This is a genomic window from Butyrivibrio sp. (assembly GCF_017433805.1).
Taxonomy (GTDB): Bacteria; Bacillota; Clostridia; order Lachnospirales; family Lachnospiraceae; genus Butyrivibrio.
The window spans coordinates 273,036-295,588 of record NZ_JAFRGN010000013.1 but is presented as its reverse complement, the minus strand read 5'-3'; the positions used below and the strand labels follow the sequence as shown (position 1 = coordinate 295,588).

Genomic DNA, 22,553 nt, shown 5'->3' with positions numbered 1-22,553 from the left:
ATTTACTTATTAAACAGGAGCGAAAATGCTGACATCCCAAGTAGATTTTTCCAAATACAAAAAGATGCAGAATGCTCCATTTTATCGAATGAGTGGTAAAGTGGTGAATGTAATCGGGCTTACCATCGAGTCTGCAGGACCAGATGCTAAGCTTGGTGACATATGCCTTATTTATCCCAAGAAAAAAGACAGCGACCCCTTATCTGAGGGAAAAGGCAGACCTGCCATGGCTGAGGTTGTCGGCTTTAAGGATAATCATGTTCAGCTGATGCCTTATGAGAATACCAGTGGTATAGGAAATGGCAGTATCGTGGAAAATACTGATTCGCCTCTACGTGTTAACGTTGGTGAAGGACTCCTTGGTCAAACGCTTGACGGCCTTGGACGAATCGACGGAACAAGCTTTGGTAAAGGCGTTATGCTTGAAGATGGTATCGCCTACTCAGTTGAGAATCAGCCGCCGGATCCCATGACAAGAGACCCAATCTCGGATGTTCTTTCCCTTGGAGTTAAGGCTGTTGACGGTCTTCTTACAGTTGGTAAGGGGCAGCGTATTGGTATATTTGCAGGATCTGGTGTTGGTAAGAGTACTCTTCTTGGTATGTTTGCTAGAAACACTCAGGCTGATATAAATGTTATTGCTCTTATTGGAGAGCGAGGTAGGGAGGTTAGAGAATTCATAGAACGAGACCTTGGAGAAGAAGGTATGAAGAGGTCAATTGTTGTATGTGCTACTTCTGATAAGCCTGCTCTTGAGAGACTAAAGGCAGCCAAGACTGCAACCTCTATAGCTGAGTATTTCCGTGATAAAGGTAAAGATGTTCTTCTTATGATGGACTCTCTTACCAGATTTTCAATGGCTCAGAGAGAGATTGGTCTTGCAAGTGGCGAGCCACCAGTATCCAGAGGCTATCCGCCAAGCGTGTACGCTGAGATGCCCAAGCTTCTTGAGCGTGCTGGCAGATCCAGAAAAGGTTCTATTACAGGTCTTTATACTGTTCTTGTCGATGGTGATGACATGAATGAGCCTATCACAGATACAGCACGTGGTATTCTTGATGGACATATAGTCCTCAATCGTAAGCTTGCACAAAAGAACCACTATCCGGCTATAGATGTTCTGGCCAGCATCTCCAGATGTATGTCTGCGATAGCTGATTCGGAGCACAAAAAAGCTGCTGGTAAGCTAAAAACTGTTCTTGCGACCTATAACGATGCTGAGGATCTTATCAATATCGGAGCATACAGAAGCGGAGCCAACAAAAACATTGACTATGCTATTTCTAAGATAGAGAGAGTTAATGCATTCCTTATGCAGGAGACAGACGAGAAATTTAGCTTTGAAGAAATTCGGCAGACACTGATTGATATGTTTAAAGATTAAAGAGTTGTATGGCGAGATTTATTTACAGGATGCAGAGCGTCCTAAATATCAAACAAAAGACAGAAGGCCAGATTAAAATGGAGTTTGCTGCTGCCCAGGCTGAGCTCAATAAGCAGATGGATATATTCGATGAATATGTTCGAAGAAAAGAAGCTTATCTGGTTGAGGCAGAAGAACTTAGAAATGCAGAGTCGCTTAAGCTGCAGGACATATTGGATAACCAGTATGCTACAGCACAGATGGATGTTATGATCGCTTCTCAGGCCAAGGTGGTAGCTCAGCATGAAGAAATTGTTGAAAAAGTCAGAATCAGACTTACCAAGGCTATTCAGGAGCGTAAGATGCAGGAAACGCTTAGAGAGCGCGCCTACGCCGAATGGATAGAGGAAGAGAAGCAGGAAGAGGCAAAAGAGAACGACCAGCGCACGAGTTTTACATATACACAAAGACAGCGCGAAGAATAAAATCGTGAGGGGAATTAAATGGCTGATCAGTTTGAAGATCCAAAAGCCGCCAAAGCCAAACTTAAAGCGGATAAAAAAGAATATCAGAAACAGTTAAAGGCCCAGAAAAAAGAAGCTAAGGAAAAGGCTCAGGAATTTGCTGACAGAACTGCGGAAATCAACGGAGATAATGCCGGAGGTTTTGCAACCATAGTCATTACCTTTCTTATCATCCTAATCTGGCTTGCTATTATGGCACTTCTTATTAAGCTTGATGTAGGTGGATTTGGCTCAGATATCCTTGCTCCTATTATTGGTGATATTCCGGGACTTAACCTTATTCTTCCTGATGGAGCAACCAAGCAGGAGGAGATTCCTACAGATGTAAGCTCTGCTGAGAGTTCAGGTAGTTCTTTAAACAGTCTTGATGAAGCTAATGCGTATATCAAGAGACTTGAGCTGGCACTGCAGACAGAGATGACTCAGAACAGTAGCTATGCTGCGACAATAGATAAGCTTGAAGCAGAAGTAGCAAGACTAGAGCCCTTTGAGAAACAGCAAAAAGAGTTCTATGAGGAAAGAGCAAGCTTTTATGCCAGCGTTGTATATGGAGATTATGCTCCGGATGCTGCTGCCTATGCTTCATACTATTCAATGATCGATCCTGATACTGCTGCAAGATTATATCAGGAGGTTGTTCAGGGAGAACTTGATGATGCAGCTATTAAGGCTTTCGCTACTACCTATTCTGGAATGAAGGCCAAGCAGGCGGCACAGATATTTGATGAGATGATCAATGAAAATCAGATTCAGCTGGTTGCCAGGATTCTTGCTCAGATGACTATTGAGAATCGAGGCGATATTCTGGCACAAATGGAAAAACCAAATGCAGCTAAGCTTACTCAGCTTCTTGAACCATCTGCACTAGAAAAAGAATCAACTCAGGTTACAGGAGAAAAGAAATAATAAATTTTTATAAACATTTAAAAACTTCACCCATCAGGGTGAAGTTTTTTTGTGCTTTGCCGATATACAAGTTGAGAATCTATGCACCTTGAATAAATTTACGAAGGAGGTACTTGATGGGCAGTACTACTAATGGAGTAGGCGCTATAGCGTCTATCACAATGAGTACTGCAGCGACAACTGTTTCGTATTCAAAAGTAGAATTTACTAAGAGCAGTGGCAAGGCTCAGGCAGGCTTTGATGGAATACTTAATAAAGTTTCAGATCAAATGATGCAGAGCAGAGTAGTCGATGTGAGAAAAAATGCAGGATCAAAGGTTGATCCCAAGCAGGCACATCCTACAGACAACAAAAACCTGAAAGATCAGAATAACCAGAATGATAACAAGATAAAAGACGTTGATAATACTAAGACAGATGCAACAATGGAAGAAAACACAGTAAACGTCAAGGATACAAGCACTGATCAGGTTCAGGAAAATGAAGTAAATACTACAGAGGCAAAAGAAACAGGAAGCACGGAAGCTAATGAAAAGCTGCAGGATGCTATAGAAGAAAGCGGCAAGGAAATCATTTCTGATATAGCAAAGGCACTTGATATATCTGATGAAGAAATACTTAACGCAATGCAACTGCTGGGAATGACATTTGCAGATCTTTTAAATCCTCAGAATATTGCACAGCTGGTAACAGATATAGGCAATCCGGATAAAGCGCTTGATCTGATAACTGATTCAGATCTAAATACATTTATGCAGGACCTCTATGAGGGTGCAGACAGTATGAAGAGCGAACTTATGAATGAGTTTGACTTATCCGAGGAAGAGTTTACACAGGTAGTAACAGATACACAGGAAGATTTCGGAGAACATGTGCAGAAAGCACAGGAAAAAACTCCTGAAATCATCGTAAATGATGCTACCAAGGAACTTAATAAGGAATTGGCTGCATCACAGTCTAAGGACTCCGAGCCTATAATCAAATTCGAAGAGACCATTTCTGAAACAGAAGCAGAAACTGAGTTTAAACCAGTAGAGACAGCATCCCAGGCATCTAAGAACAACAGTGGCGAAAGCCATAGCGACTTAACTGGTAATAATCAGGCACCTAATCTTTTTAACCAGCTACTTAACAATATTACAGAGAATATAGATGTTGCTCCTACGGCTCCTACGCAGTATGCGGACAGAGCTCAGATGGAGAACATAATTAGACAGATTGCTGATCGCATTTCTATTACAGCAGGAGCTGAGGAGCACAGCATTGAGATGCAACTGCATCCGGCTAGTCTTGGAAACGTAAATATTCTTCTTACAAGCAGTAAGGAAGGCATCGTAGCCAAGTTCACAGCTCAGAATGAAATTGTAAAAGAAGCAGTTGAGAGCCAGATGATGACTCTTCAGCAGAAGTTCAGCGAACAGGGCATTAAAGTTACATCAATCGAAGTTACAACTGCAAGCCACGCATTTGAACAAAATCTTCAGCAGGGAAGCGATAACAATAACGCATTCAACGAACAGCAGGCCAAGAAAGGCAGATCCCTTAGGAGAATAAATCTTGCTAGTCTGGATGATCTTGATGAAGAAGATGAAATGTCAGATGCAGACAGGATAGCTGCACAGATGATGGCAGCAAACGGAAATACGGTTGACTACAGTGCCTGAGATTTTTGAAAGAATTATTTGATGAGATTTTTGATTGCTGCTATGGGGTAAAACTCATAGCAGCAAGGAAAGGTAAGAAATATGTCAGATATAAATCAGGTTAGTGCAGTTATTAAAAATGGTGAAGTTCAGAACATGCAGAAGGAAGATTCAACCAAAACTGCCAGTACAGGATATGACAAAGATTCCTTCCTCAAGATTCTAGTTGCTCAGATGAAATATCAGGATCCTATGGAGCCTACATCTAATACGGAATATATCAATCAGTACGCTACCTTCACTCAGGTTGAACAGCTCAACAACATGGCTAATTCAATGGCTCTTTCAAGAGCATCTGAGATGGTAGGTAAGACTGTAAGAGTATCTCAGTACAATCCAGATAATGGTAAGACAACTGAGACTATCGGTGTTGTTGACTTTGTATCCTACAGTGGAAACAAGGCATACCTTAACATCGATGGAACAAGCTACAATGTTGACGATGTATCTGAAGTATTTGATACAGATTACACAGATGCTAAAGCAGTTGTTAAGGACTTCCAGGAAGCAATCGATAAGTTGCCAAGTAGCGTAGACTTCGTAACTGAGCAGGATCACGGTCTCACAATCGACACTATGTATGAGTTCTACATGACTAAGATGGATAAGAAGGCCAGAAACATGATGGATCCTAACTATATTACAGCTCTTCAGCAGTATGTACATCGTATTGATGATATCCGCGGAGATGACCACAGAACATTTAAGATTGATGAGACATCATCCTCATCAACAACTGATAAGACAGATTAACAAATTGGAAAAAAGATACTGATAGAAAAGTTTTGATGATTTTATAATCCGGAGACAAAAATATGACAATTGATGAACTTAGATTTTCTTCAATAGGTCAGGTCCAGGATCAGTACTTAAACAAGGTACCAAAAACTGGCAATGCGAAACCTCTGCCTCAGGGCGAAGGTTCTTTTGCTCAGGTACTAAATAAAATCCAGGAACAAGCCGATAATAATTATGTAGCAAGAGATGATCTGAAATTCTCTAAACATGCTGCAAACAGGCTACATGACAGAAGCATAGAGCTGACACAGGATCAGATGCTTAGATTAAATCAAGGTGCAAAAGAGGCGTCTGAAAAAGGTATAAAAGATTCTCTCATTTTAGTTGATCAGCTTGCTTTTATCGTCAATGTTCCTAACAACACAGTTGTAACTGCAATGGATCAGACCGAAACAAAAAATAATGTATTTACTAATATCGACGGTGCAGTGATTGCATGATTGGACCTCTCAAGGAAATCTTTAATCCCCGACCGACAGAAGGGATTATCCGCAATATCACGCATCCGTCCAAAATTAAAGCTATATGTGGATCAGAGCTCTTTCTATAGGACTCTTGTTTTACTGTAACTTGATTTAAAATTTTGGAGGACTTTGCCTTATGATGAGATCATTATATTCTGGTGTAGCAGGTCTTAAGACCCACCAGACCAAGATGGACGTTATCGGTAACAATATTGCCAACGTTAACACAACATCTTTCAAATCACAGTCTATTACATTTTCAGACCTTATGTACCAGACAACTCAGACAGCATCTGGCGCCACAGAGACTAAGGGTGGTGTAAATGCTCGTCAGATCGGTCTTGGTGCTAAGTCAGGCGCCATCAACACAGCTATTACTTCTCAGGGCGCAACTCAGACAACAAACAACCCATTCGATATCATGATCACTGGTGAAGCGTTCTTTATCGTTAATAACGGTAATGAGAACCTTTACACAAGAGATGGTTCCTTCTACGTAGATGGTGCTGGTAACCTTGCAATGCAGTCAAACGGTTATTTTGTACAGGGCTGGGTTGCTCAGGAAGATAAGGATACTGATGAAATCACAATCAATAAGAACGCCGGCCTTTCAGCTCTTCAGATCATGAGCGCAGACAACAACACATATTCACCAGCATCTACAACAGCTGGTCTTTTCAGCGGAAATATCGACGATAACGACACAAATATCCTTTCAGACGATGGTAAAACAATTACCATGGAGTTCTATGATAATAAGGGATACTTATATACAGGAAAATTCGTACTTAAGGATACCGAAACTGACCACCTTTTTGCACTTACACTTACTGACATCATCGATTCTTCAGGAAACTCTATTGGTCAGGATCTTTTGAGCCACATTACACTTGGTAATGTTGATAGTGATGCAAATACAACAGCATTCCCTGCAAAAGATGGATACACATTCCAGACTGATGCAACAGGAACAGTATTTTCAATCAATGCTCCTGGCGGAGATGTTAAGTATGGTGACGTCCCTAACAGCGCAGATGGCAAGAATACACTTGGGGATCTTATGAGCACAAGCTCCAAGAAGTATAAGGGACTCCTCAATGCGGTATATGGCGTAACAGAGGACGAAGAAAAGACATACGGTTCTAGCGCTACATATCTCATCGACACAACGTCAGCCAAGGATTCAGAGGACTACGGAAAGATTACAATCAAATACAGTAAGAATGATATTCCTGATGAAGAAAACAGCATTGATGGTTCATATGCTACAGCAAAATTTAAATTCATTACAAATACAACAAACAGTTACTATTTTGTAAATGGTACAACCAAGGAAGCATATCTGGTTCCTTCTCCAAGTAGCGGTGACGTATCCAAGCTTACTAAGGATTATCTTAAAACTGTATTTGGTATTCCTTCAGCATCATCCAGTTTTAATTTTGATACTGATAAAGATCTTTACACCTATTCATATGACTCAACAACTGATCCTGAGAGTATGATACTTCAGAGAAAGGTGGATCTTGCAACAGCTAATTCAGAGACAACTTATGCGACATCAACTCTTGTAACAAAAAGCGAGAATCAGTATTTTGTTAACACATCTGATTCTACTAAGACACTGCTTGCTGATATAGCTTCCAAAGGATATGATCCTGCCAATTTGACATATAAATATAACGCTACAAGCAAAAAACTTACGTTGTTTGGTGCTAAATTGGAAGATACAACATCAACAGATAAGGGATCGATACAGATAAATAAGACAGATACTACTGCATCTAATTATGTTTCAGATCTAGGTATTTCATATCTTAACAGTTTTATTACTGCTTATAATGCAGCTCAGACAGATGATACAAAAAAGATAGATACAACCAAATTGAAGGTTGCTGATCTTACATCTATGGATACTTATATTGATTCTTTTGTTGATACTGATCCGAGTATAACTGGAGAATCAGATTCTTCACAAGCTGCAATTAAATTGATGCAGATGGAGACTGGAGCAAAAAATGCAATAACTAAGATTAAATCTTTAGTTACAGATAGAATAACAGCTCTCAGTGATAATACTAGTGCGTATTATGATTCAAGTTATACTTCTGGAACTAATAAGGAGACATTTAACTTCTCTGCACTTACCGGTAGCGAAGGAATGATATTAACTTATCCTGTAAAAGCCCTTGGACCATCAACTGAAATTGGTCAGTACACAATTATGACAGCGGATAAGGGCACTCTTAATACAGATTATACAAAGCAGAGTCCTTCAAATGCTAAATACATCTATAAGGCATATGATGAGGGCATAGACACTAACGTTTACAAGAAAGCTTATTCTCTTGGAAGTGGACTTACAGGAACGTTTACGGATACAACACTTACGGACACTTATGAAAGTCTTCTACTTGATGTGTTTAGTTCAAACAAGGGTGTTCAGGACTTCATGGGCAACATGACAGCTGGACAGCAGTACATTATATCTTTTGATCAGTCTACTGGTGAGGTATCAATAGCTCATACTGAGGAAAGAATTATCAAGCAGCCTTCAGGAAGCGAATATACAATCGTTGATAATGGTAATGGTTCAATAAATATTACTTCAACTAGTGTATATAAAGACGTTCCAAGTGATGGAGATATTTCCTCACTTCTTAGAACTGCTACAGGAAACACACAGGATCTTCTTTATAAGATTTATGGAATTACTGATGAGATGGCAGATGCCTTTGGTACAGATGGTCAATATAAGATTACAAATGATGGTTCAATCAAGCTGACAATTGGTGATCATAGTATCCAGCTTTCATTTAAAGCTGCTAATGGTGCACTTGATAAGGCTGATGGAACATCAACAGGTCTTGTAACAATGAATTTCAACCAGAAGATTCCAGGACTTGAAGCATTTGGTTACCAGGAAGAAAGTGATCAGCATAACTTCGGAGATATCAATTTCGATTTCTCAACACTGACTAACTACAATACAAACGGATCATCAACAATCAAGGCAGTTAAGGGTGATAAGAAGAGCCTTAACACAGGACGTGCAGTCGGTGAGATGAACGGCGTATCAGTCAGCACAGACGGACAGATCTACGCAACATATTCAAATGGACAGACTAAGCTTCTCGGACAGATCGCATCTGCTGAGTTCGCTAATGCATCAGGTCTTTCCAAAGAGGGTGATAACCTCTATGCATCAACTCTTAACTCTGGTGAAGCTACAGTTCAGGATATCACAACAGATGGTGGTTACATGAACACTGGCGTACTTGAAATGTCTAACGTAGACCTTTCGTCACAGTTCACAGAGATGATCACAACACAGCGTGGATTCCAGGCTAACAGCCGTATCATCACAGTATCAGATACACTTCTTGAGGAACTTACAAACCTTAAGAGATAATAAGTAGTTCTTTTGATAATCATAGGCAAAGAGGCAGCCCTGTATCTTCGGTCGGATACAGGGCTGTATTTATGTCTGCAAATATATTATTTTGTAAAGAATACCTGAAGAGCATGATACAGATGAAGCTGCCATGCCTTCATATCGTGAACGCCGCCTGGAATGATAAAGAAGTCGTAGTTCTCATCCTGTTTAAGGAAAGGAGACTGCTTGACAGCTCTTTCCATGATATCTTTGTGCTCCTCAAATGCGATGTCTTTATCACCATTAGCACAGAACATATAGTCAAGCTCAAAGCCTTTCTCGTGGCCTTCTGAAAGAGTCTTGCAGATTCTCTCAACCTCGAGGTCGTGATTGCCGAATGGTCCGCAGCAACCTGAGAATGGTCCGTAGTAGGAGAACAGATCAAAGTTGTTATAGAAAGCAGCTCTATAGGTTGTCATAGAACCAAGAGATAAGCCGGCAAAGGCTCTGTGATTTCTTGTTTTAATAAGGTTTTCTTCTGAAACATCGCCACCAGCATATGTGCTATAGTGACTCTCTATAGCTGGAATAAGGTCTTTTCTAAGTTCGAATCTGAAGTTCTCACAGATTTCCTCATCGTGTGTGTTCTTGTTTTCCTCATCGTGATAGAAGGTAGGAGTAACGATAATACATGGCTTGCAAATGCCCTGAGCGATCATGTTATCCAGAATAGTTACTGTATCTGGGAACATATCAAGCCACCATTCCTGCATGAAGCCACCACCATGTAGAAGATAGAGGACATTATATTTCTGTGATTTGTCATATCCGTATGGGAGATAAACAAAAGCCTTCTTGCTTAGCTGTCTGTGTTCATCGTCGTAAGTCTCTGATGTATATTCAAAGAGCTCTACAGTGCCTTTATTAGCGCAATCAGCCAACATATTCTGTGGCATTTCAAATACATAATTCATGTTTGTGTGTCTCCTTTTGAAGTAGATGATATCTATATGAAAAATTATATATTTTAGATACTTGCTTTTCTTCAAAAATATTGCGATGAATTATTGACTCATTGCTTTTAATGCAAAGCATCAATTTTGCTTATATTCACATAATAGATGCAAATTTTTTAGGTCTTCATTTGCTATGTGCATCTATATATGGATTTTTTGGTTTTTAGATGCAAGTTATTGCTTGGAATGCATTTATATCGCATCAAAAATAAATATTCTTGCATTATTGATGCACTCACTGTTTATCTAGCCTAGAAATTTGCATCTATTATGACTATATGATTAGAAATAGATGAAAAAAGAAGATGTAAAAGAATATGTAAAAGAATATGTAAAAGAATATGTAAAAGAAGATAATAGGCACTAATTCCAGTTTTTATTATCGATAAAACGTCAAATTTCCAGAGCAGTGGCGGAATGCGCGAAATACAGATAATGAAACGCCTATAAAATCAATATGTAGATGCCATATTATCGAAATAAAATAGATATAATCGATATCTCCAACAAAATGATTTTGAAAAAAGTAGTGTACACTGCATTTAAAAGTGGTAAAATGAAAATAAATACCACAATATGTAGTAGTATATGTAATAAAAATCACTATTTTGATGAAAAATATAAGAATTGTGTAATATAGTTTCAATCCAAGTTATCACAATTGAAATTATGCTCCAAATATGACTAAAATGTGAACAAATACTAGAGATTTAGTGTACGAAAAGTGGTAAAATTAATACATACAGAAATAAAATTTCACTAAATATTGAAACTTTTTAGGGGAGTGAAATTTCAATATGCAAAAGAGTGTTCTCATGCTTACCAAATTGGATACGAGGAAGATTTTGGTTAATGTTCAGAATATCCAACTTGTAGAAGCCAACCCAGATACGGTGATCATTCTAGGCGGGGGGAAGAAACTCCTGGTAAAGGAGAGCCTGGAAGAGATCTACGATATGCTCCAGGAAGGATGACCTTGCTGGAGAGTTGGCATATATAGAGTGTTTAGCGGTTTTCTTATGATCGTAGTTTTACTATAAAAGTACGAAAGGGGTATATGTTGTGGATATTGCGTCATTGCTTGGTGTCGGATTATGTTTCGTATTCATGATCCTCAGTATCGTATTCTCAGCTGGTATTACCGGTGTTCAGTACTTCCTGGATGCTCCTTCTGCGATGATCACATTCGGTGGAGCGCTTATGGCGGTTTTGGCTTCCAGAAGTATGCCGAGCTTTATAAACGGTCTTAAGTCTTATACTTTAATTTATAAGATGCCTGCTGATGATACAAAAGGTACTATCAAACAGATCATCGATCTTTCCAACACAGCTCGTAAGGAAGGTCTTCTTGCGCTGGAAGAAGCAGCTGGTAACCTTGAAGATACTTTCATGAAAAAGGGCGTTGGCCTTATCGTAGACGGTACTGAGCCAGAACTTGTTAAGAGCATTCTGGAAGCAGAGATCGATGCGATGTCAGAGCGACATAAATCTAATTATTCTTTCTTTGGCGACCTTGCAGGTATGGGTCCTTCCTGGGGAATGATCGGTACCCTTCTTGGACTGGTTCTGATGCTTCAGAACATGTCAGATCCTTCATCTATCGGACCGTCCATGGCGGTTGCCCTCATTACTACATTCTATGGATCAGTTCTTGCTAACTGGTTCTGTTATCCCGCAGAAAATAAACTTAAAGCCAGAGACAATGCAGAGTACATGGCTAAGAGTATTGTTATAGAGGGTCTCCTTTCTATACAGGCTGGTGAAAACCCTCGAGTAACAGAAGAGAAACTTAAATCCTTCCTGTCACCTGCTGATAGAGCAGCATATGAAGCCGAGAATGGTTCTGGCGATGGAGGCGGAGAATAATGGCAAAGAAACCAGAAGAAATAAAACCTGGCTTGCCGGCGTGGCAGGGTACATTCGGAGATCTGATGAATCTGCTCCTTTGTTTCTTCGTTTTGCTGTTCTCTATGGCTAGTATGGATGCGGCCAAGTTCGAGGAAGTAGCTGCTTCCTTCAGTTCCGCATTTAGTATCTTCTCAGGTGGTGAGATGGCGATTGGTAAGGGAGCCCTTATAGGTGATGGTGTTTCCCAGTTAACTGAGCTGTCTTCCTACATTACATCAATGGGACTTGCCCAGAGCGGCGAGGATTCAGATGCTGAGACAGATGCAGTTGGTGAAATGGAGCAAAAAGAGCTTATGGAAGCTGCAGAGGAAGAACAGCTTGAAGCGTCAAAGGAGCTTGCGGAAAAGATACAGGCTGAGCTGGATGAGGGTGATATCAATAAAGAAGTTACTCTTAATTACACAAGCCAGTTTGTACAGCTTACGATTCAGGGTTCAATTCTTTTTGACTCAGGTAAGGTTGAGATAAAGGAAGATGCAATACCGGTTATTGATAAGGTTGGTCAGATTCTTGAAACCTATGCCGGAGGTACAGTAGACATAGAAGGACATACAGACAACGTTCCTATGTCATCTGGTGGCAAGTACAGTAATAATGATGAACTTAGCTCAGGAAGAGCTCTTGCAGTTTTCAATTATCTTGTTGAGAACACAACTCTTGATCCTGCTAACCTGATCCACACAGGTAGAGGTGAATATGATCCGATAGCGGACAACTCTACTGACGAGGGCAGAGCCAGAAACAGACGTGTAGAGATCAAGATTTACAATCCACTTAGTGCATCTTATTAAAATGTGAAGGGGACAAAAACAAATGAAAAAGAATTTGCTATCAATCATCATTCTTGCGCTTTTGGTTGTTAATATCGGCATGACGAGCTTTATGATGCTGAGTGTTATGACAACTAATTCTCAGACAGCCAAGCTGATATCTGATATCGCTGCAGCTCTTGAGCTGGAGGCAAACGGAGGCAATACTGGTGGATTTTCCGGTTCTGCATCAGGAAATGTAGGTGTTACTAATATAGCAACCTTTGGATTTACAGGAGATGATCAGCTTACTATCAACCTTAAGCCAGGTCCTGATGGAAAAGCGCATTACATGTTGGTTGAAGTAGTATTTTCCATGAATACAGCAAGTGCTGATTATGCAACACTTGGTACATCCGAATCTCTTGCAGGTATGAAGGAACTCATAAAGGGTAAGATTACCAATACTCTTTCTTCATATACACTTGATGAACTTCAGGCAAATGATGAGCCTGCTAGAGAAAAAATCCTAGAAGAAGTTCAGGAGCTTTATAACTCTAACTTTATTTATGACGTAACATTCTCAAGTGTTCTGTATCAGTAAAAAAATCTCTTTACGCTTTTAGTATTGGGAGAGAGGAGAAAAAAGATTGAGTGAAGTCCTGTCACAAAATGAAATAGATAGTCTGCTGGCAGCACTCAGTACAGGTGAGCTGGATGTAGATCAAATGCAGGCAGCGGACGAGAAAAAAGTCAAAGACTATGACTTTAAACGTCCTGCCAAGTTCTCAAAAGAGCACCTTCGTACTCTTGAGATGATCTACGAACATTATGGAAGACTTTTATCCACGACGCTTCCCCTGTACCTGCGTAAGAACGTCCAGGTATCGGTGGCTAACTCTGAGACAGTTACATATTCAGAGTTTAGTAATGCGTTGTCTAATCCTGTAATTCTTGGTGTTATCAATTTCCTGCCTCTGCAGGGAACAATCATCCTGGAACTACAGGCCAATATCGGTTTTTCCTTTATTGACAGAATGCTGGGAGGTGAAGGAGGAACGCTTGATAAGCCAAGACCTTTCACCGACATTGAGATGCCACTTATAGAAAAGCTTGTAACCATCTGCATGCAGCTGATGGTTGAGCCTTGGCAGAACGTTGTAGCTATCAATCCTGTAATGGAGAGAATTGAGACCAATCCGCAGTTTGCTCAGGTCATTTCTCCGACAGATATGATCGCGATCGTAACGCTGAACATCAAGATTGGTGAGACGGAAGGTCTTATGAATGTCTGCCTCCCGTATTTCACTCTTGAGTCTGTCATGGACAAGCTGAATACCAAGTTCTGGTTCTCGACAATGCAGAAGAACGCAGATGAGGACTATGAGGATACTCTTGAGAGCATGGTTAAAAGAGTTGATGTACCGGTTAAAGCGATACTTGGTAAATGTAATGTATCGGTTAGCGATTTCGTACATTTACAAGCCGGAGACATAATAAGACTTGATAACAGAGTTAACACGGATATGCAGATTTACGTTGGGAATATTTACAAATTCACTGCACTTCCCGGTACAGCCAAAGATAAGTATGCCGTAAGAATAACATCGGTAATTAGAGAGGAGGATGAGTAGCAGCATGGATGGAATGTTATCACAAGATGAAATTAATGCTTTGCTAGCTGGTATGGATTCTGGTGGTGGTGATGCTGGCGGCGATGCGCCTGCAGATGCACCTGCAGCTGATGACGGTGCTGCACCAGTTGGCGGAGGCGTAATAGATGAATCACTTTTGACAGATTCTGAGAAGGACGCCATTGGTGAGGTTGCCAATATCAGTATGGGATCATCAGCGACTACGCTGTACTCTCTTGTTAATCAGAAGGTTAATATTACAACACCTCAGGTAGAACTTGCTACTTGGGAAACTGTAATCAATAACTATGAGAGACCATGCGTATTTATTCAGATCAAATACACTGTTGGTCTTGATGGTACCAATATCCTTATCCTTAAGGAACATGATGTTATGGTCATCACCGACCTTATGATGGGCGGTGACGGAACTAATACTGAGGGAGAGATTGGAGAACTGCAGTTATCTGCGATCTCCGAGGCCATGAACCAGATGATGGGTGCTGCTGCCACATCTCTTTCTACTATGATCAATCAGAAGGTTGATATCAGCCCGCCACAGGCAACTCTGCTTGATATGATCAATGACGATCCTTCTGACATTGCTGATTTCCTGACTGGTACCTTTGTACGTATTTCCTTTAAGATGCAGGTCGGTGAACTGGTAGATTCAACTCTTATGCAGTTGTATCCTATCGATTTTGCCAAGACTCTTAAGGATACGGTTATTACCGGTGACAGTGGTGGTGGTGATGCAGCTGCAGCTCCAGAGCCTGCTCCAGCTCCTGCACCAGAACCTGCTGCAGCTCCAATGCCGGATGCAGGCGCAGGTGCTATGCCTCAGATGGATCCGAACATGATGGCTGGCGGTATGGGAATGCCACAGATGGGTATGGGAATGCCTCAGATGGGCATGCCTATGATGATGCCTCAGATGATGAACATGAATATCCAGCCTGCACAGTTCCAGAATTTTGCAGGTGGTACAACCATCATGGCAGGCGGCGAGAACATCGGTATTATCAAGGATGTTCCTCTTGAAGTTACAGTTGAACTTGGACGTACAGCCAAGCCTATCGCTGATATTCTTGACTTTGCTCCAGGAACTATCATAGAGCTTGATAAGGTTGCAGGTGAACCTGTTGACGTACTTGTTAACGGTAAGTTTGTAGCTAAGGGAGAAGTAGTAGTTATTGAAGAAAGTTTCGGCGTCAGAGTAACAGAAATAGTTCAGTAACGCCGGTTGGGGATGCTATGGGACTTGATTCTTACTTGCAGTTTATTTCGGTACTAATAATCTTTGTATTGGTTCTTGCAGCTACTTTATATGTGACAAAGTGGATGGCCAATTACCAGAAGGGCTCTAATTCCAGCAAGAATATTGAGATTATTGATACCTGTAAGATATCTACCAACAAATATATTCAGATCATTCGAATCGGTGAGAGATATGTGTCTATTGCTGTTTCGAATGATCAGGTTACAAACCTGGGGGAGGTTGATCCTGACCAGCTTATTCATGAAGATGCGTCGGGAGAAAACCTTGGCTTTAAAGAGATTTTCGACAAAATTAAGGGTGAGAAAAAGGGTAATGGTAAATAAGGGGTCTAGAATAGCCAGGATATTTGCTCTACTTGCTTTATCTTTTGGCCTTGTATGCATAATTTTAATAGCTTCTCCTGTTACTTCCTATGCTACACAAAATGTCATTTCTGATACCACGCCCACAGATCCTACTACTGATGAAGAAAGTCATTTGACTGGTACTCAAGGAGAGAGGACCAATATCAACGAGCCTGGTTCTAGCGAGGATCCGGAGGACCTTAAGGAACTCAACATTGCAAATACTGTTACGATAACCTACGACAATGGCAATGGGTCTTTAAATGGTGCGCTCAGGATTCTTATCACGCTTACGCTTATTTCCCTAGCACCAACACTTCTTGTAATGATGACCTCTTTTACGAGGATCATTGTTGCACTTCATTTTACGAGAACTGCCATTGGTACCCAAACATCTCCACCGAACCTGGTGATGATTGGGATAGCTTTGTTTATGACTCTTTTCATAATGCAGCCAACTCTTACGACTGTTTATAACGATGCAGTTATTCCATTTGAAAATGGAGAGATGGATCAGCAGGAGTTCTTTGAAGAAGCTATGGATCCTTTCAGACAGTTTATGTACGGTCAGACCCAGAAAAAAGATGTAATTCTTTTCATGAACATAGATGGAATTGAATGGGATGGAGAACTGGACAGCATTCCAAATGTAGTTCTCATTCCAAGCTTTATAGTAAGTGAGCTTAGAACCGCTTTTATCATAGGTTTTATGATCTATATTCCATTTATTGTTATAGACATGGTTGTGGCATCAGTCCTTATGAGTATGGGTATGATGATGCTGCCGCCAACCACAATTTCACTGCCGTTTAAGATTTTGCTTTTTGTTCTGGCAGATGGTTGGAGCCTTATTATTGGTAACCTTGTTAAGTCATTTTACTAAATTAAGTATGAGAGGAGGATCAGCGCATGATAACGATTGGCGAGATAAATCAGATTATCAGTTCGGCTCTTTTTATGGTTATTAAGATGTCGCTTCCAGTGCTCCTGACCTCCATGATCATAGGACTTACAATTTCGATTTTCCAGACGGTTACTTCTATTCAGGAGCAGACGCTCACCTTCGTTCCAAAAGTACTTGGAGTTTTCATTATGATCATGCTCCTTGGAAACTGGATGGCTACGGAACTTTCTGGATTTATTACAACGCTGTGGTCTGATTTTTCTCAATATGTCAGATAGCTGATAAGGGGGCCACATGCTTGATTACAGTTTTAGTTATGGGGATCTGGAGGTTTTTCTTCTGATATTTGTCAGGGCTACGAGTTTTATATATGTGGCTCCATTCTTTGGAGGAAGACAGACTCCGAACCTTGTGAAGATTGGCTTTGGACTATTACTTTCTATTCTGTTATATGGGGCTGTTCCGTTTGAGGCTCCGGCATATAACACCATAATCGGATATACAGTCATTGTGTTAAAAGAGGTTTTGGCTGGCTTTCTTATAGGCTTTGCAGTTCAGCTGTGTGAGCTGATATCAGCCTTCGCCGGAACTATAGTAGATATGCAGATTGGTCTGTCTATGGTCAGTATTTTTGATTCAAATACTAACCAGCAGGTTACTATAACTGGTAGCCTTTATTCACAGGTTTTGACCATGATGCTGATACTGACTGGAATGTATCAGTATATCCTGAAGGCTTTGGCAGATACTTTTTATCTGATACCTATAAATGGGGCGGTTATAACTCCAGACAGACTCCTTGCTTCTTTGATGGGGTTCCTTAGAGATTACATCGTTATTGGTTTTAGAATCTGCCTTCCGATTTTTATCATTACGTTTATCACCAATGTAATCCTGGGTGTACTTGCCAAGGTATCGCCTCAGATGAACATGTTCGCTGTAGGTATTCAGATCAAGATAATTGTTGGACTTCTGATCATGTTTGTTACAGTAACGATGCTTAATGATGCATCAAATTTTGTTTTTATAAATATGAAGGAGCTGATGGAAGACTTTGTATACAGTTTGCAGAGCAGCTGATGCTGATATAAAGCTATTAATTCCATATAACCTTCAGTTCTTTGCTGAGGATGCCAATGGTGCCGAGAAATCCGAGGAACCTACTGGTAAAAAGCTCAGTGATGCCAGAAAAGAAGGACAGGTAGCCAAGAGCCAGGAAATAGCTACGGCCTTTTCACTACTAGCTTTTTTCCTGATTCTTAGATTCGGTTATGGCTTTATAGCTGAGAATTTCGAAGCTATATTCGGAAGGGTGTATAACAATATACCCAATGTTGCGAGGATGTATGACGGCTTTTTGCCGTATCATTACATAAATAGCATGGTAACTAATGCCATGCTGACAATACTTTTAATTTGTGCACCATTTTTTGTCATAGGTTTTTTGGTTGCATTTATATGCGATCTGGTGCAGGTTGGATTTAAGCCAACAGGTAAGCCGCTTCAGCCCAAGCTTTCTAAGCTCAACCCTATAAGTGGTATGAAAAAGATTTTTTCAACCAGAAAGCTTTTTGAACTTCTTAAGTCAATCCTGAAGCTTGTAATAATGGCTGGTGTAATCATTTCATATTTTAATGGCAGGCAGGAATCCATATTTCTTCTGTATGATATTCCGCTTAAGCAGGCCATTGGACTTATGGGAAGCTTCATCATTGATCTGGGCATCAGAATAGCTGCTGCCTACATGGTAATTGCATTTGCAGACCTTATCTACCAGAGGCGCAAGTTCCATAAAGATATGATGATGACCAAACAGGAAGTTAAGGATGAGTTCAAGAATACTGAAGGAAATCCTGAGGTTAAGTCAGCACAGAAACGTCGTATGATGCAGGCATCTAGAAGACGTATGATGCAGGAGCTTCCTAAGGCCGATGTAGTTATCACCAACCCTACTCATTACGCAGTAGCCATCAGATATGATGCTGATGAAGCAGATGCACCTATAGTTGTTGCCAAGGGTGCTGATTATGTGGCTCAGAAGATCAAGGAAGTAGCTAAAGAGCACAATGTAGAAATTGTAGAGAATAAGCCACTTGCCAGAATGCTTTACGCTAACGTAGAAATTGGAGAGATGGTTCCTCCCGAGCTCTATAAGGCAGTTGCAGAAGTACTTGCATATGTATACCACCTTAAGGGCAAGGCTTAAGTTTTGTTTTTGACATGATATTAAGGCTTCAAGGAAAGGAGGATCAGTATATATGGATAGAAAAAAGATCGTAAACAGAATATACGACTATGGTCTTGCACTTTATATAGTTGCAGCTATTGTAATGCTGATCATTCCTCTTTCGGAGTGGATACTGGATATACTTCTTGCTTTTGATATGTCCCTGTCCTTTGTGATCATGTTCACGGCTATGTTTGCTACGGATGTTTTGGAAATGTCATTCTTCCCGACAATCCTGCTTTTTACAACAATCTTTAGAATTGCGCTTAACGTATCATCCACAAGACTTATCCTGACTGAAGGAAGTGCCGGACAGGTTATTACTGTATTTGGTTCCTTCGTTGGTGGTGGCGATCTTATTGTAGGTGCGATCGTATACGTCATTCTTATCATAGTTCAGCTGATGGTCATCAACAAAGGTTCTGAACGAGTTGCAGAAGTAAGTGCCAGATTCACGCTTGATGCTATGCCTGGTAAACAGATGGCTATAGACGCTGACCTTAATACCGGCGCTATCACAGATGCTGAGGCCAAGGCAAGACGAGATAAGATTCAGGAAGAAGCAAGCTTTTTCGGAGCTATGGATGGTGCTACCAAGTACGTTAAGGGAGATGCCACAGCGGGCCTTATCATTACAGCTACAAACCTTATCGGCGGAATTGCCATGGGAGTTCTGAGAAAAGGCATGGATGTAAATACAGCCATCAATACCTATTCAATCCTTACAATGGGTGATGGACTTGTAAGTTCAATTCCTTCGCTGATGATATCAATGTCAACAGGTATCCTGGTAACTAAAGGCTCCAAGGAAGCAGATTTTGGACATCTTCTTATCAATCAGCTCTTTGGAATGCCCAAGACACTTTATCTTGTTGGCGGCGTAGTAGCAGGACTAGGTATTTTTTCACCTCTTCCGACGCTTTTGTATTGTACCTTTGGTGCAGCGTTCATTCTCATGGGAAGGATCACATCCCAGACTATTGAAGAGGTTGCGGTTGAATCAGAGGTTGCTACTCCTGAAGAACAGCAGGCTGAAGAAATCAGACAGCCTGAAAATGTCACCAGCCTTTTGCAGGTTGACCCTATCGAGCTTGAGTTTGGTTATGGAATCATTCCTCTTGCGGATGTCAATCAGGGCGGAGATCTCCTTGACCGAGTTGTTATGATCAGGCGTCAGGTGGCGTTGGAGCTTGGTACTGTGGTTCCTATCATTCGACTGAGGGATAATATTCAGTTGAATCCTAATCAATATATCATTAAAATTAAAGGTATACAGGTAAGTGATGGCGAGATTCTGTTTGACCACTATATGGCCATGAATCCCGGACATGTTGAGGATGAGATCACTGGTATTCCTACATTTGAGCCGTCTTTCCATCTGCCGGCTATCTGGATTACCGAGAGCCAGCGTGAAAGAGCAGAAAGTCTTGGATATACGGTTGTTGATCCTCCGTCAATCATTGCTACTCACCTTACCGAGATTATCAGAGAGCATATTTCTGAGCTTATGACCAGACAGGATGTACAGAATCTTGTCGACAATCTCAAAGAAAATCATCCGGCTCTTGTGGACGAGCTTGTGCCTAAGCTTATGAGTCTTGGTGAAATTGAGAAGGTTCTTCAGAATTTGCTAAAAGAGGGTGTGTCGATCAGAGACCTCGTTACTATATTTGAAACACTTGCGGATTTTGCACCGTCAACACATGATCCGGATATCCTTACGGAATATGTCAGACAGAGTCTTAAGAGGGCAATATCCAGTAAGTACTTTATGCCAGGGGAGACTACCAGCGTTGTTACACTGGATCCTAAGATAGAGCAGGAAATCATGAGTAGTGTTAAACAGACTGAGACAGGAGCTTATCTTACTCTTGATCCGGCCAGAACAAAGGCTATTCTGAATGCTGTCGGGGAACAGGTACACAAACTTGAAGATGCTGGCAGGCTTGCAATCATCATGGCGTCTCCTATTGTACGAATGTACTTTAAGAAGATGACTGAGGATTACTATAAAGATTTGATTGTGATTTCTTACAACGAAGTGGAACCTAATATTGAATTACAATCTGTGGGGATGGTAACGGCTTAATATGATTATCAAAAAGTATGTTGGAAAAACTGAGAGTGAGGCAACTGAAGAGGCTAAAAAGGAGCTGGGGCAGAACATTGTTGTAATGAATGTGAGGCCTTTGAAAAAGAACGGTTTCTTTTCCCTCTTTCAGGCACAAAAAATCGAAGTGACAGTGGCACTTGAGGAAGAGACTGAAAGACCTGTGACAAGAACTCTTACTCCTGAAAAGAATGCCAAGCCTGTCGGAAGAAATCCTCTTGTTGAGGGCAGTCAGATTGACATTGTAAGGCCTGTTATCAAGGTTAATAAGTCACCTGACATTATCGACGAGGGAAGTGCCATCGAAGAGAAACTTGATAATCTCAGCAGCCTTCTGGAGAAAAATATCAAGTTCAGTGAAAAAGATGACATTAAGGATAAATCATCAGATACGGAAAAAGATGCTCCTTCAAAAGGAAATTCATCTGGAACAGATATTTCTGATGAGACAATGTCATTTATTAAATTGTTGTATAATACTCTTATAGAGAATGAAGTTGATGAGATTTATGTCAATCAGCTCACTGACGAAGTTGAAAAGATCAGTAAACCTGGCATGCCTTTTGACTTTGCCCTTGCCAATGTATACCAGAAAATGGTACTTAAGTTTGGCAAATCAGAGCCAATTGAGCCTATAGAACAGGGTCAGGGACCAAGAGCGGAGATATTTATTGGACCAACTGGTGTTGGTAAGACAACAACTATCGCCAAGCTGGCTTCTGAGCTTTCCGTTACTCAGAAGAAAAAGGTTGCTCTTGTTACAGTAGATACATATAGAATCGCTGCAGCCGAGCAGCTTCGCACGTATGCTTCTATTCTGGAGATTCCTTTCAGAGTTATTTATTCTGTTGAAGAAATGAAGCAGGTTGCTGAAGACTTTAAAGACTATGATTACATCATGGTTGATACAGCAGGACATTCTCAGCATAATGATGAACTCAAGAATGATATTGAGGCTTATATCAGGACTCTTGAGGATCTTATGGACTGTGAGAATTATCTTGTTTTATCAGCTACTACCAAATACAGAGATCTTATAGAGATAGCTGATTCCTACTCAGAACTTGTTGCATACAAGCTTATCTTTACCAAGATGGATGAAACAGGGGCTAAGGGTAACGTTTACAATATGAGGATGCATACAGGAGCGCCTGTAGCCTATATCACAAATGGACAGAATGTCCCAGATGATATCGCTATTTTCGATGCACAGCGTATTGTCAAGAATCTATTGGGTGGAAAAAGTTAACG

At 40.7% G+C, this 22,553-nt stretch carries 21 protein-coding genes; 20 read left to right on the top strand and 1 reads right to left on the bottom strand.

From position 1 onward, the window contains the following. The first annotated feature begins 25 nt into the window (after positions 1–25). The 7 genes from fliI (at position 26) to IJI01_RS04720 (ending at position 9,167) form a co-directional block, all read left to right on the top strand. Entirely contained in the window at positions 26–1,384 is a 1,359-nt protein-coding gene (fliI, locus tag IJI01_RS04750; protein WP_292186566.1) for a flagellar protein export ATPase FliI, read from the top strand. A gap of 8 nt (positions 1,385–1,392) precedes the next feature. Further along, positions 1,393–1,848 carry a flagellar export protein FliJ gene (locus tag IJI01_RS04745; protein WP_292186563.1) on the top strand — a complete coding sequence of 152 codons (456 nt, stop codon included), beginning with the start codon at positions 1,393–1,395 and terminating at the stop codon, positions 1,846–1,848. 18 nt (positions 1,849–1,866) lie between these two features. Further along, entirely contained in the window at positions 1,867–2,793 is a 927-nt protein-coding gene (locus IJI01_RS04740) for a hypothetical protein (RefSeq protein WP_292186562.1), read from the top strand. Positions 2,794–2,909: 116 nt separating this feature from the next. After that, positions 2,910–4,457, top strand: a complete 1,548-nt coding sequence (locus IJI01_RS04735; protein WP_292186561.1) for a flagellar hook-length control protein FliK — start codon at positions 2,910–2,912, stop codon at positions 4,455–4,457. An 81-nt stretch (positions 4,458–4,538) separates the two neighbouring features. Further along, positions 4,539–5,249: a flagellar hook assembly protein FlgD gene (locus IJI01_RS04730; RefSeq protein ID WP_292186560.1), complete on the top strand. Its 711-nt coding sequence runs from the start codon at positions 4,539–4,541 to the stop codon at positions 5,247–5,249. 62 nt (positions 5,250–5,311) lie between these two features. Next, positions 5,312–5,734, top strand: coding sequence for a TIGR02530 family flagellar biosynthesis protein (locus IJI01_RS04725; RefSeq protein WP_292186559.1), 423 nt, complete (start codon positions 5,312–5,314; stop codon positions 5,732–5,734). A 160-nt stretch (positions 5,735–5,894) separates the two neighbouring features. After that, the gene (locus IJI01_RS04720; protein WP_292186558.1) at positions 5,895–9,167 is read left to right on the top strand and encodes a flagellar hook-basal body complex protein; all 3,273 of its coding nucleotides are present in this window, start codon (positions 5,895–5,897) and stop codon (positions 9,165–9,167) included. A gap of 86 nt (positions 9,168–9,253) precedes the next feature. Here IJI01_RS04720 and IJI01_RS04715 read toward each other — a convergent pair whose 3' ends face one another. Further along, positions 9,254–10,105 carry an alpha/beta hydrolase gene (locus IJI01_RS04715; protein ID WP_292186557.1) on the bottom strand — a complete coding sequence of 284 codons (852 nt, stop codon included), beginning with the start codon at positions 10,103–10,105 and terminating at the stop codon, positions 9,254–9,256. 839 nt (positions 10,106–10,944) lie between these two features. On the opposite strand from IJI01_RS04715, the gene IJI01_RS04710 reads away from it, so the two are divergent. The 13 genes from IJI01_RS04710 (at position 10,945) to flhF (ending at position 22,551) form a co-directional block, all read left to right on the top strand. Beyond that, complete coding sequence (locus IJI01_RS04710) at positions 10,945–11,121, top strand: flagellar FlbD family protein (RefSeq protein WP_292186556.1); 177 nt, start codon at positions 10,945–10,947, stop codon at positions 11,119–11,121. Positions 11,122–11,209: 88 nt separating this feature from the next. Continuing rightward, complete coding sequence (locus tag IJI01_RS04705; RefSeq protein WP_292186555.1) at positions 11,210–12,013, top strand: motility protein A; 804 nt, start codon at positions 11,210–11,212, stop codon at positions 12,011–12,013. Continuing rightward, positions 12,013–12,846: an OmpA/MotB family protein gene (locus tag IJI01_RS04700; RefSeq protein WP_292186554.1), complete on the top strand. Its 834-nt coding sequence runs from the start codon at positions 12,013–12,015 to the stop codon at positions 12,844–12,846. Before IJI01_RS04705 ends, IJI01_RS04700 begins: the two co-directional genes overlap by 1 nt. Before the next feature lie 22 nt (positions 12,847–12,868). Then, complete coding sequence (locus tag IJI01_RS04695; protein WP_292186553.1) at positions 12,869–13,408, top strand: flagellar basal body-associated FliL family protein; 540 nt, start codon at positions 12,869–12,871, stop codon at positions 13,406–13,408. 46 nt (positions 13,409–13,454) lie between these two features. Next, positions 13,455–14,438, top strand: coding sequence for a flagellar motor switch protein FliM (gene fliM, locus IJI01_RS04690; RefSeq protein ID WP_292186551.1), 984 nt, complete (start codon positions 13,455–13,457; stop codon positions 14,436–14,438). A gap of 4 nt (positions 14,439–14,442) precedes the next feature. Next, positions 14,443–15,675, top strand: coding sequence for a flagellar motor switch phosphatase FliY (gene fliY, locus IJI01_RS04685; RefSeq protein ID WP_292186547.1), 1,233 nt, complete (start codon positions 14,443–14,445; stop codon positions 15,673–15,675). A 17-nt stretch (positions 15,676–15,692) separates the two neighbouring features. Then, positions 15,693–16,040 carry a flagellar biosynthetic protein FliO gene (locus IJI01_RS04680; protein WP_292186544.1) on the top strand — a complete coding sequence of 116 codons (348 nt, stop codon included), beginning with the start codon at positions 15,693–15,695 and terminating at the stop codon, positions 16,038–16,040. Further along, positions 16,030–16,944, top strand: a complete 915-nt coding sequence (gene fliP / locus IJI01_RS04675) for a flagellar type III secretion system pore protein FliP (RefSeq protein WP_292186541.1) — start codon at positions 16,030–16,032, stop codon at positions 16,942–16,944. Before IJI01_RS04680 ends, fliP begins: the two co-directional genes overlap by 11 nt. Before the next feature lie 26 nt (positions 16,945–16,970). After that, positions 16,971–17,243: a flagellar biosynthesis protein FliQ gene (gene fliQ, locus IJI01_RS04670; RefSeq protein ID WP_292186538.1), complete on the top strand. Its 273-nt coding sequence runs from the start codon at positions 16,971–16,973 to the stop codon at positions 17,241–17,243. A gap of 16 nt (positions 17,244–17,259) precedes the next feature. Then, positions 17,260–18,045: a flagellar biosynthetic protein FliR gene (locus tag IJI01_RS04665; protein WP_292186536.1), complete on the top strand. Its 786-nt coding sequence runs from the start codon at positions 17,260–17,262 to the stop codon at positions 18,043–18,045. After that, on the top strand, positions 18,020–19,171 hold the full coding sequence (gene flhB, locus IJI01_RS04660) for a flagellar biosynthesis protein FlhB (protein ID WP_292186531.1): 1,152 nt from the start codon (positions 18,020–18,022) through the stop codon (positions 19,169–19,171). Before IJI01_RS04665 ends, flhB begins: the two co-directional genes overlap by 26 nt. 52 nt (positions 19,172–19,223) lie before the next feature. Then, complete coding sequence (gene flhA / locus IJI01_RS04655; RefSeq protein WP_292186526.1) at positions 19,224–21,281, top strand: flagellar biosynthesis protein FlhA; 2,058 nt, start codon at positions 19,224–19,226, stop codon at positions 21,279–21,281. Position 21,282: 1 nt separating this feature from the next. Beyond that, positions 21,283–22,551 (top strand): flagellar biosynthesis protein FlhF, encoded by a 1,269-nt coding sequence (gene flhF, locus IJI01_RS04650; protein ID WP_292186523.1) that lies wholly within the window; start codon positions 21,283–21,285, stop codon positions 22,549–22,551. Positions 22,552–22,553: the final 2 nt, after the last annotated feature.

What these genes read in the sequence shown, in the direction of transcription:
- IJI01_RS04745 (WP_292186563.1), top strand. Translation starts at nt 1,393, where the DNA reads ATGGCGAGATTTATTTACAGGATGCAGAGCGTCCTAAATATCAAACAA.
- IJI01_RS04710 (WP_292186556.1), top strand. Translation starts at nt 10,945, where the DNA reads ATGCAAAAGAGTGTTCTCATGCTTACCAAATTGGATACGAGGAAGATT.
- IJI01_RS04725 (WP_292186559.1), top strand. Translation starts at nt 5,312, where the DNA reads ATGACAATTGATGAACTTAGATTTTCTTCAATAGGTCAGGTCCAGGAT.
- IJI01_RS04720 (WP_292186558.1), top strand. Translation starts at nt 5,895, where the DNA reads ATGATGAGATCATTATATTCTGGTGTAGCAGGTCTTAAGACCCACCAG.
- IJI01_RS04700 (WP_292186554.1), top strand. Translation starts at nt 12,013, where the DNA reads ATGGCAAAGAAACCAGAAGAAATAAAACCTGGCTTGCCGGCGTGGCAG.
- fliQ (WP_292186538.1), top strand. Translation starts at nt 16,971, where the DNA reads ATGATAACGATTGGCGAGATAAATCAGATTATCAGTTCGGCTCTTTTT.
- IJI01_RS04695 (WP_292186553.1), top strand. Translation starts at nt 12,869, where the DNA reads ATGAAAAAGAATTTGCTATCAATCATCATTCTTGCGCTTTTGGTTGTT.
- fliY (WP_292186547.1), top strand. Translation starts at nt 14,443, where the DNA reads ATGGATGGAATGTTATCACAAGATGAAATTAATGCTTTGCTAGCTGGT.
- fliI (WP_292186566.1), top strand. Translation starts at nt 26, where the DNA reads ATGCTGACATCCCAAGTAGATTTTTCCAAATACAAAAAGATGCAGAAT.
- IJI01_RS04735 (WP_292186561.1), top strand. Translation starts at nt 2,910, where the DNA reads ATGGGCAGTACTACTAATGGAGTAGGCGCTATAGCGTCTATCACAATG.
- IJI01_RS04740 (WP_292186562.1), top strand. Translation starts at nt 1,867, where the DNA reads ATGGCTGATCAGTTTGAAGATCCAAAAGCCGCCAAAGCCAAACTTAAA.
- IJI01_RS04665 (WP_292186536.1), top strand. Translation starts at nt 17,260, where the DNA reads ATGCTTGATTACAGTTTTAGTTATGGGGATCTGGAGGTTTTTCTTCTG.
- fliP (WP_292186541.1), top strand. Translation starts at nt 16,030, where the DNA reads ATGGTAAATAAGGGGTCTAGAATAGCCAGGATATTTGCTCTACTTGCT.
- IJI01_RS04715 (WP_292186557.1), bottom strand. Translation starts at nt 10,105, where the DNA reads ATGAATTATGTATTTGAAATGCCACAGAATATGTTGGCTGATTGCGCT.
- flhF (WP_292186523.1), top strand. Translation starts at nt 21,283, where the DNA reads ATGATTATCAAAAAGTATGTTGGAAAAACTGAGAGTGAGGCAACTGAA.
- IJI01_RS04730 (WP_292186560.1), top strand. Translation starts at nt 4,539, where the DNA reads ATGTCAGATATAAATCAGGTTAGTGCAGTTATTAAAAATGGTGAAGTT.
- IJI01_RS04680 (WP_292186544.1), top strand. Translation starts at nt 15,693, where the DNA reads ATGGGACTTGATTCTTACTTGCAGTTTATTTCGGTACTAATAATCTTT.
- flhA (WP_292186526.1), top strand. Translation starts at nt 19,224, where the DNA reads ATGGATAGAAAAAAGATCGTAAACAGAATATACGACTATGGTCTTGCA.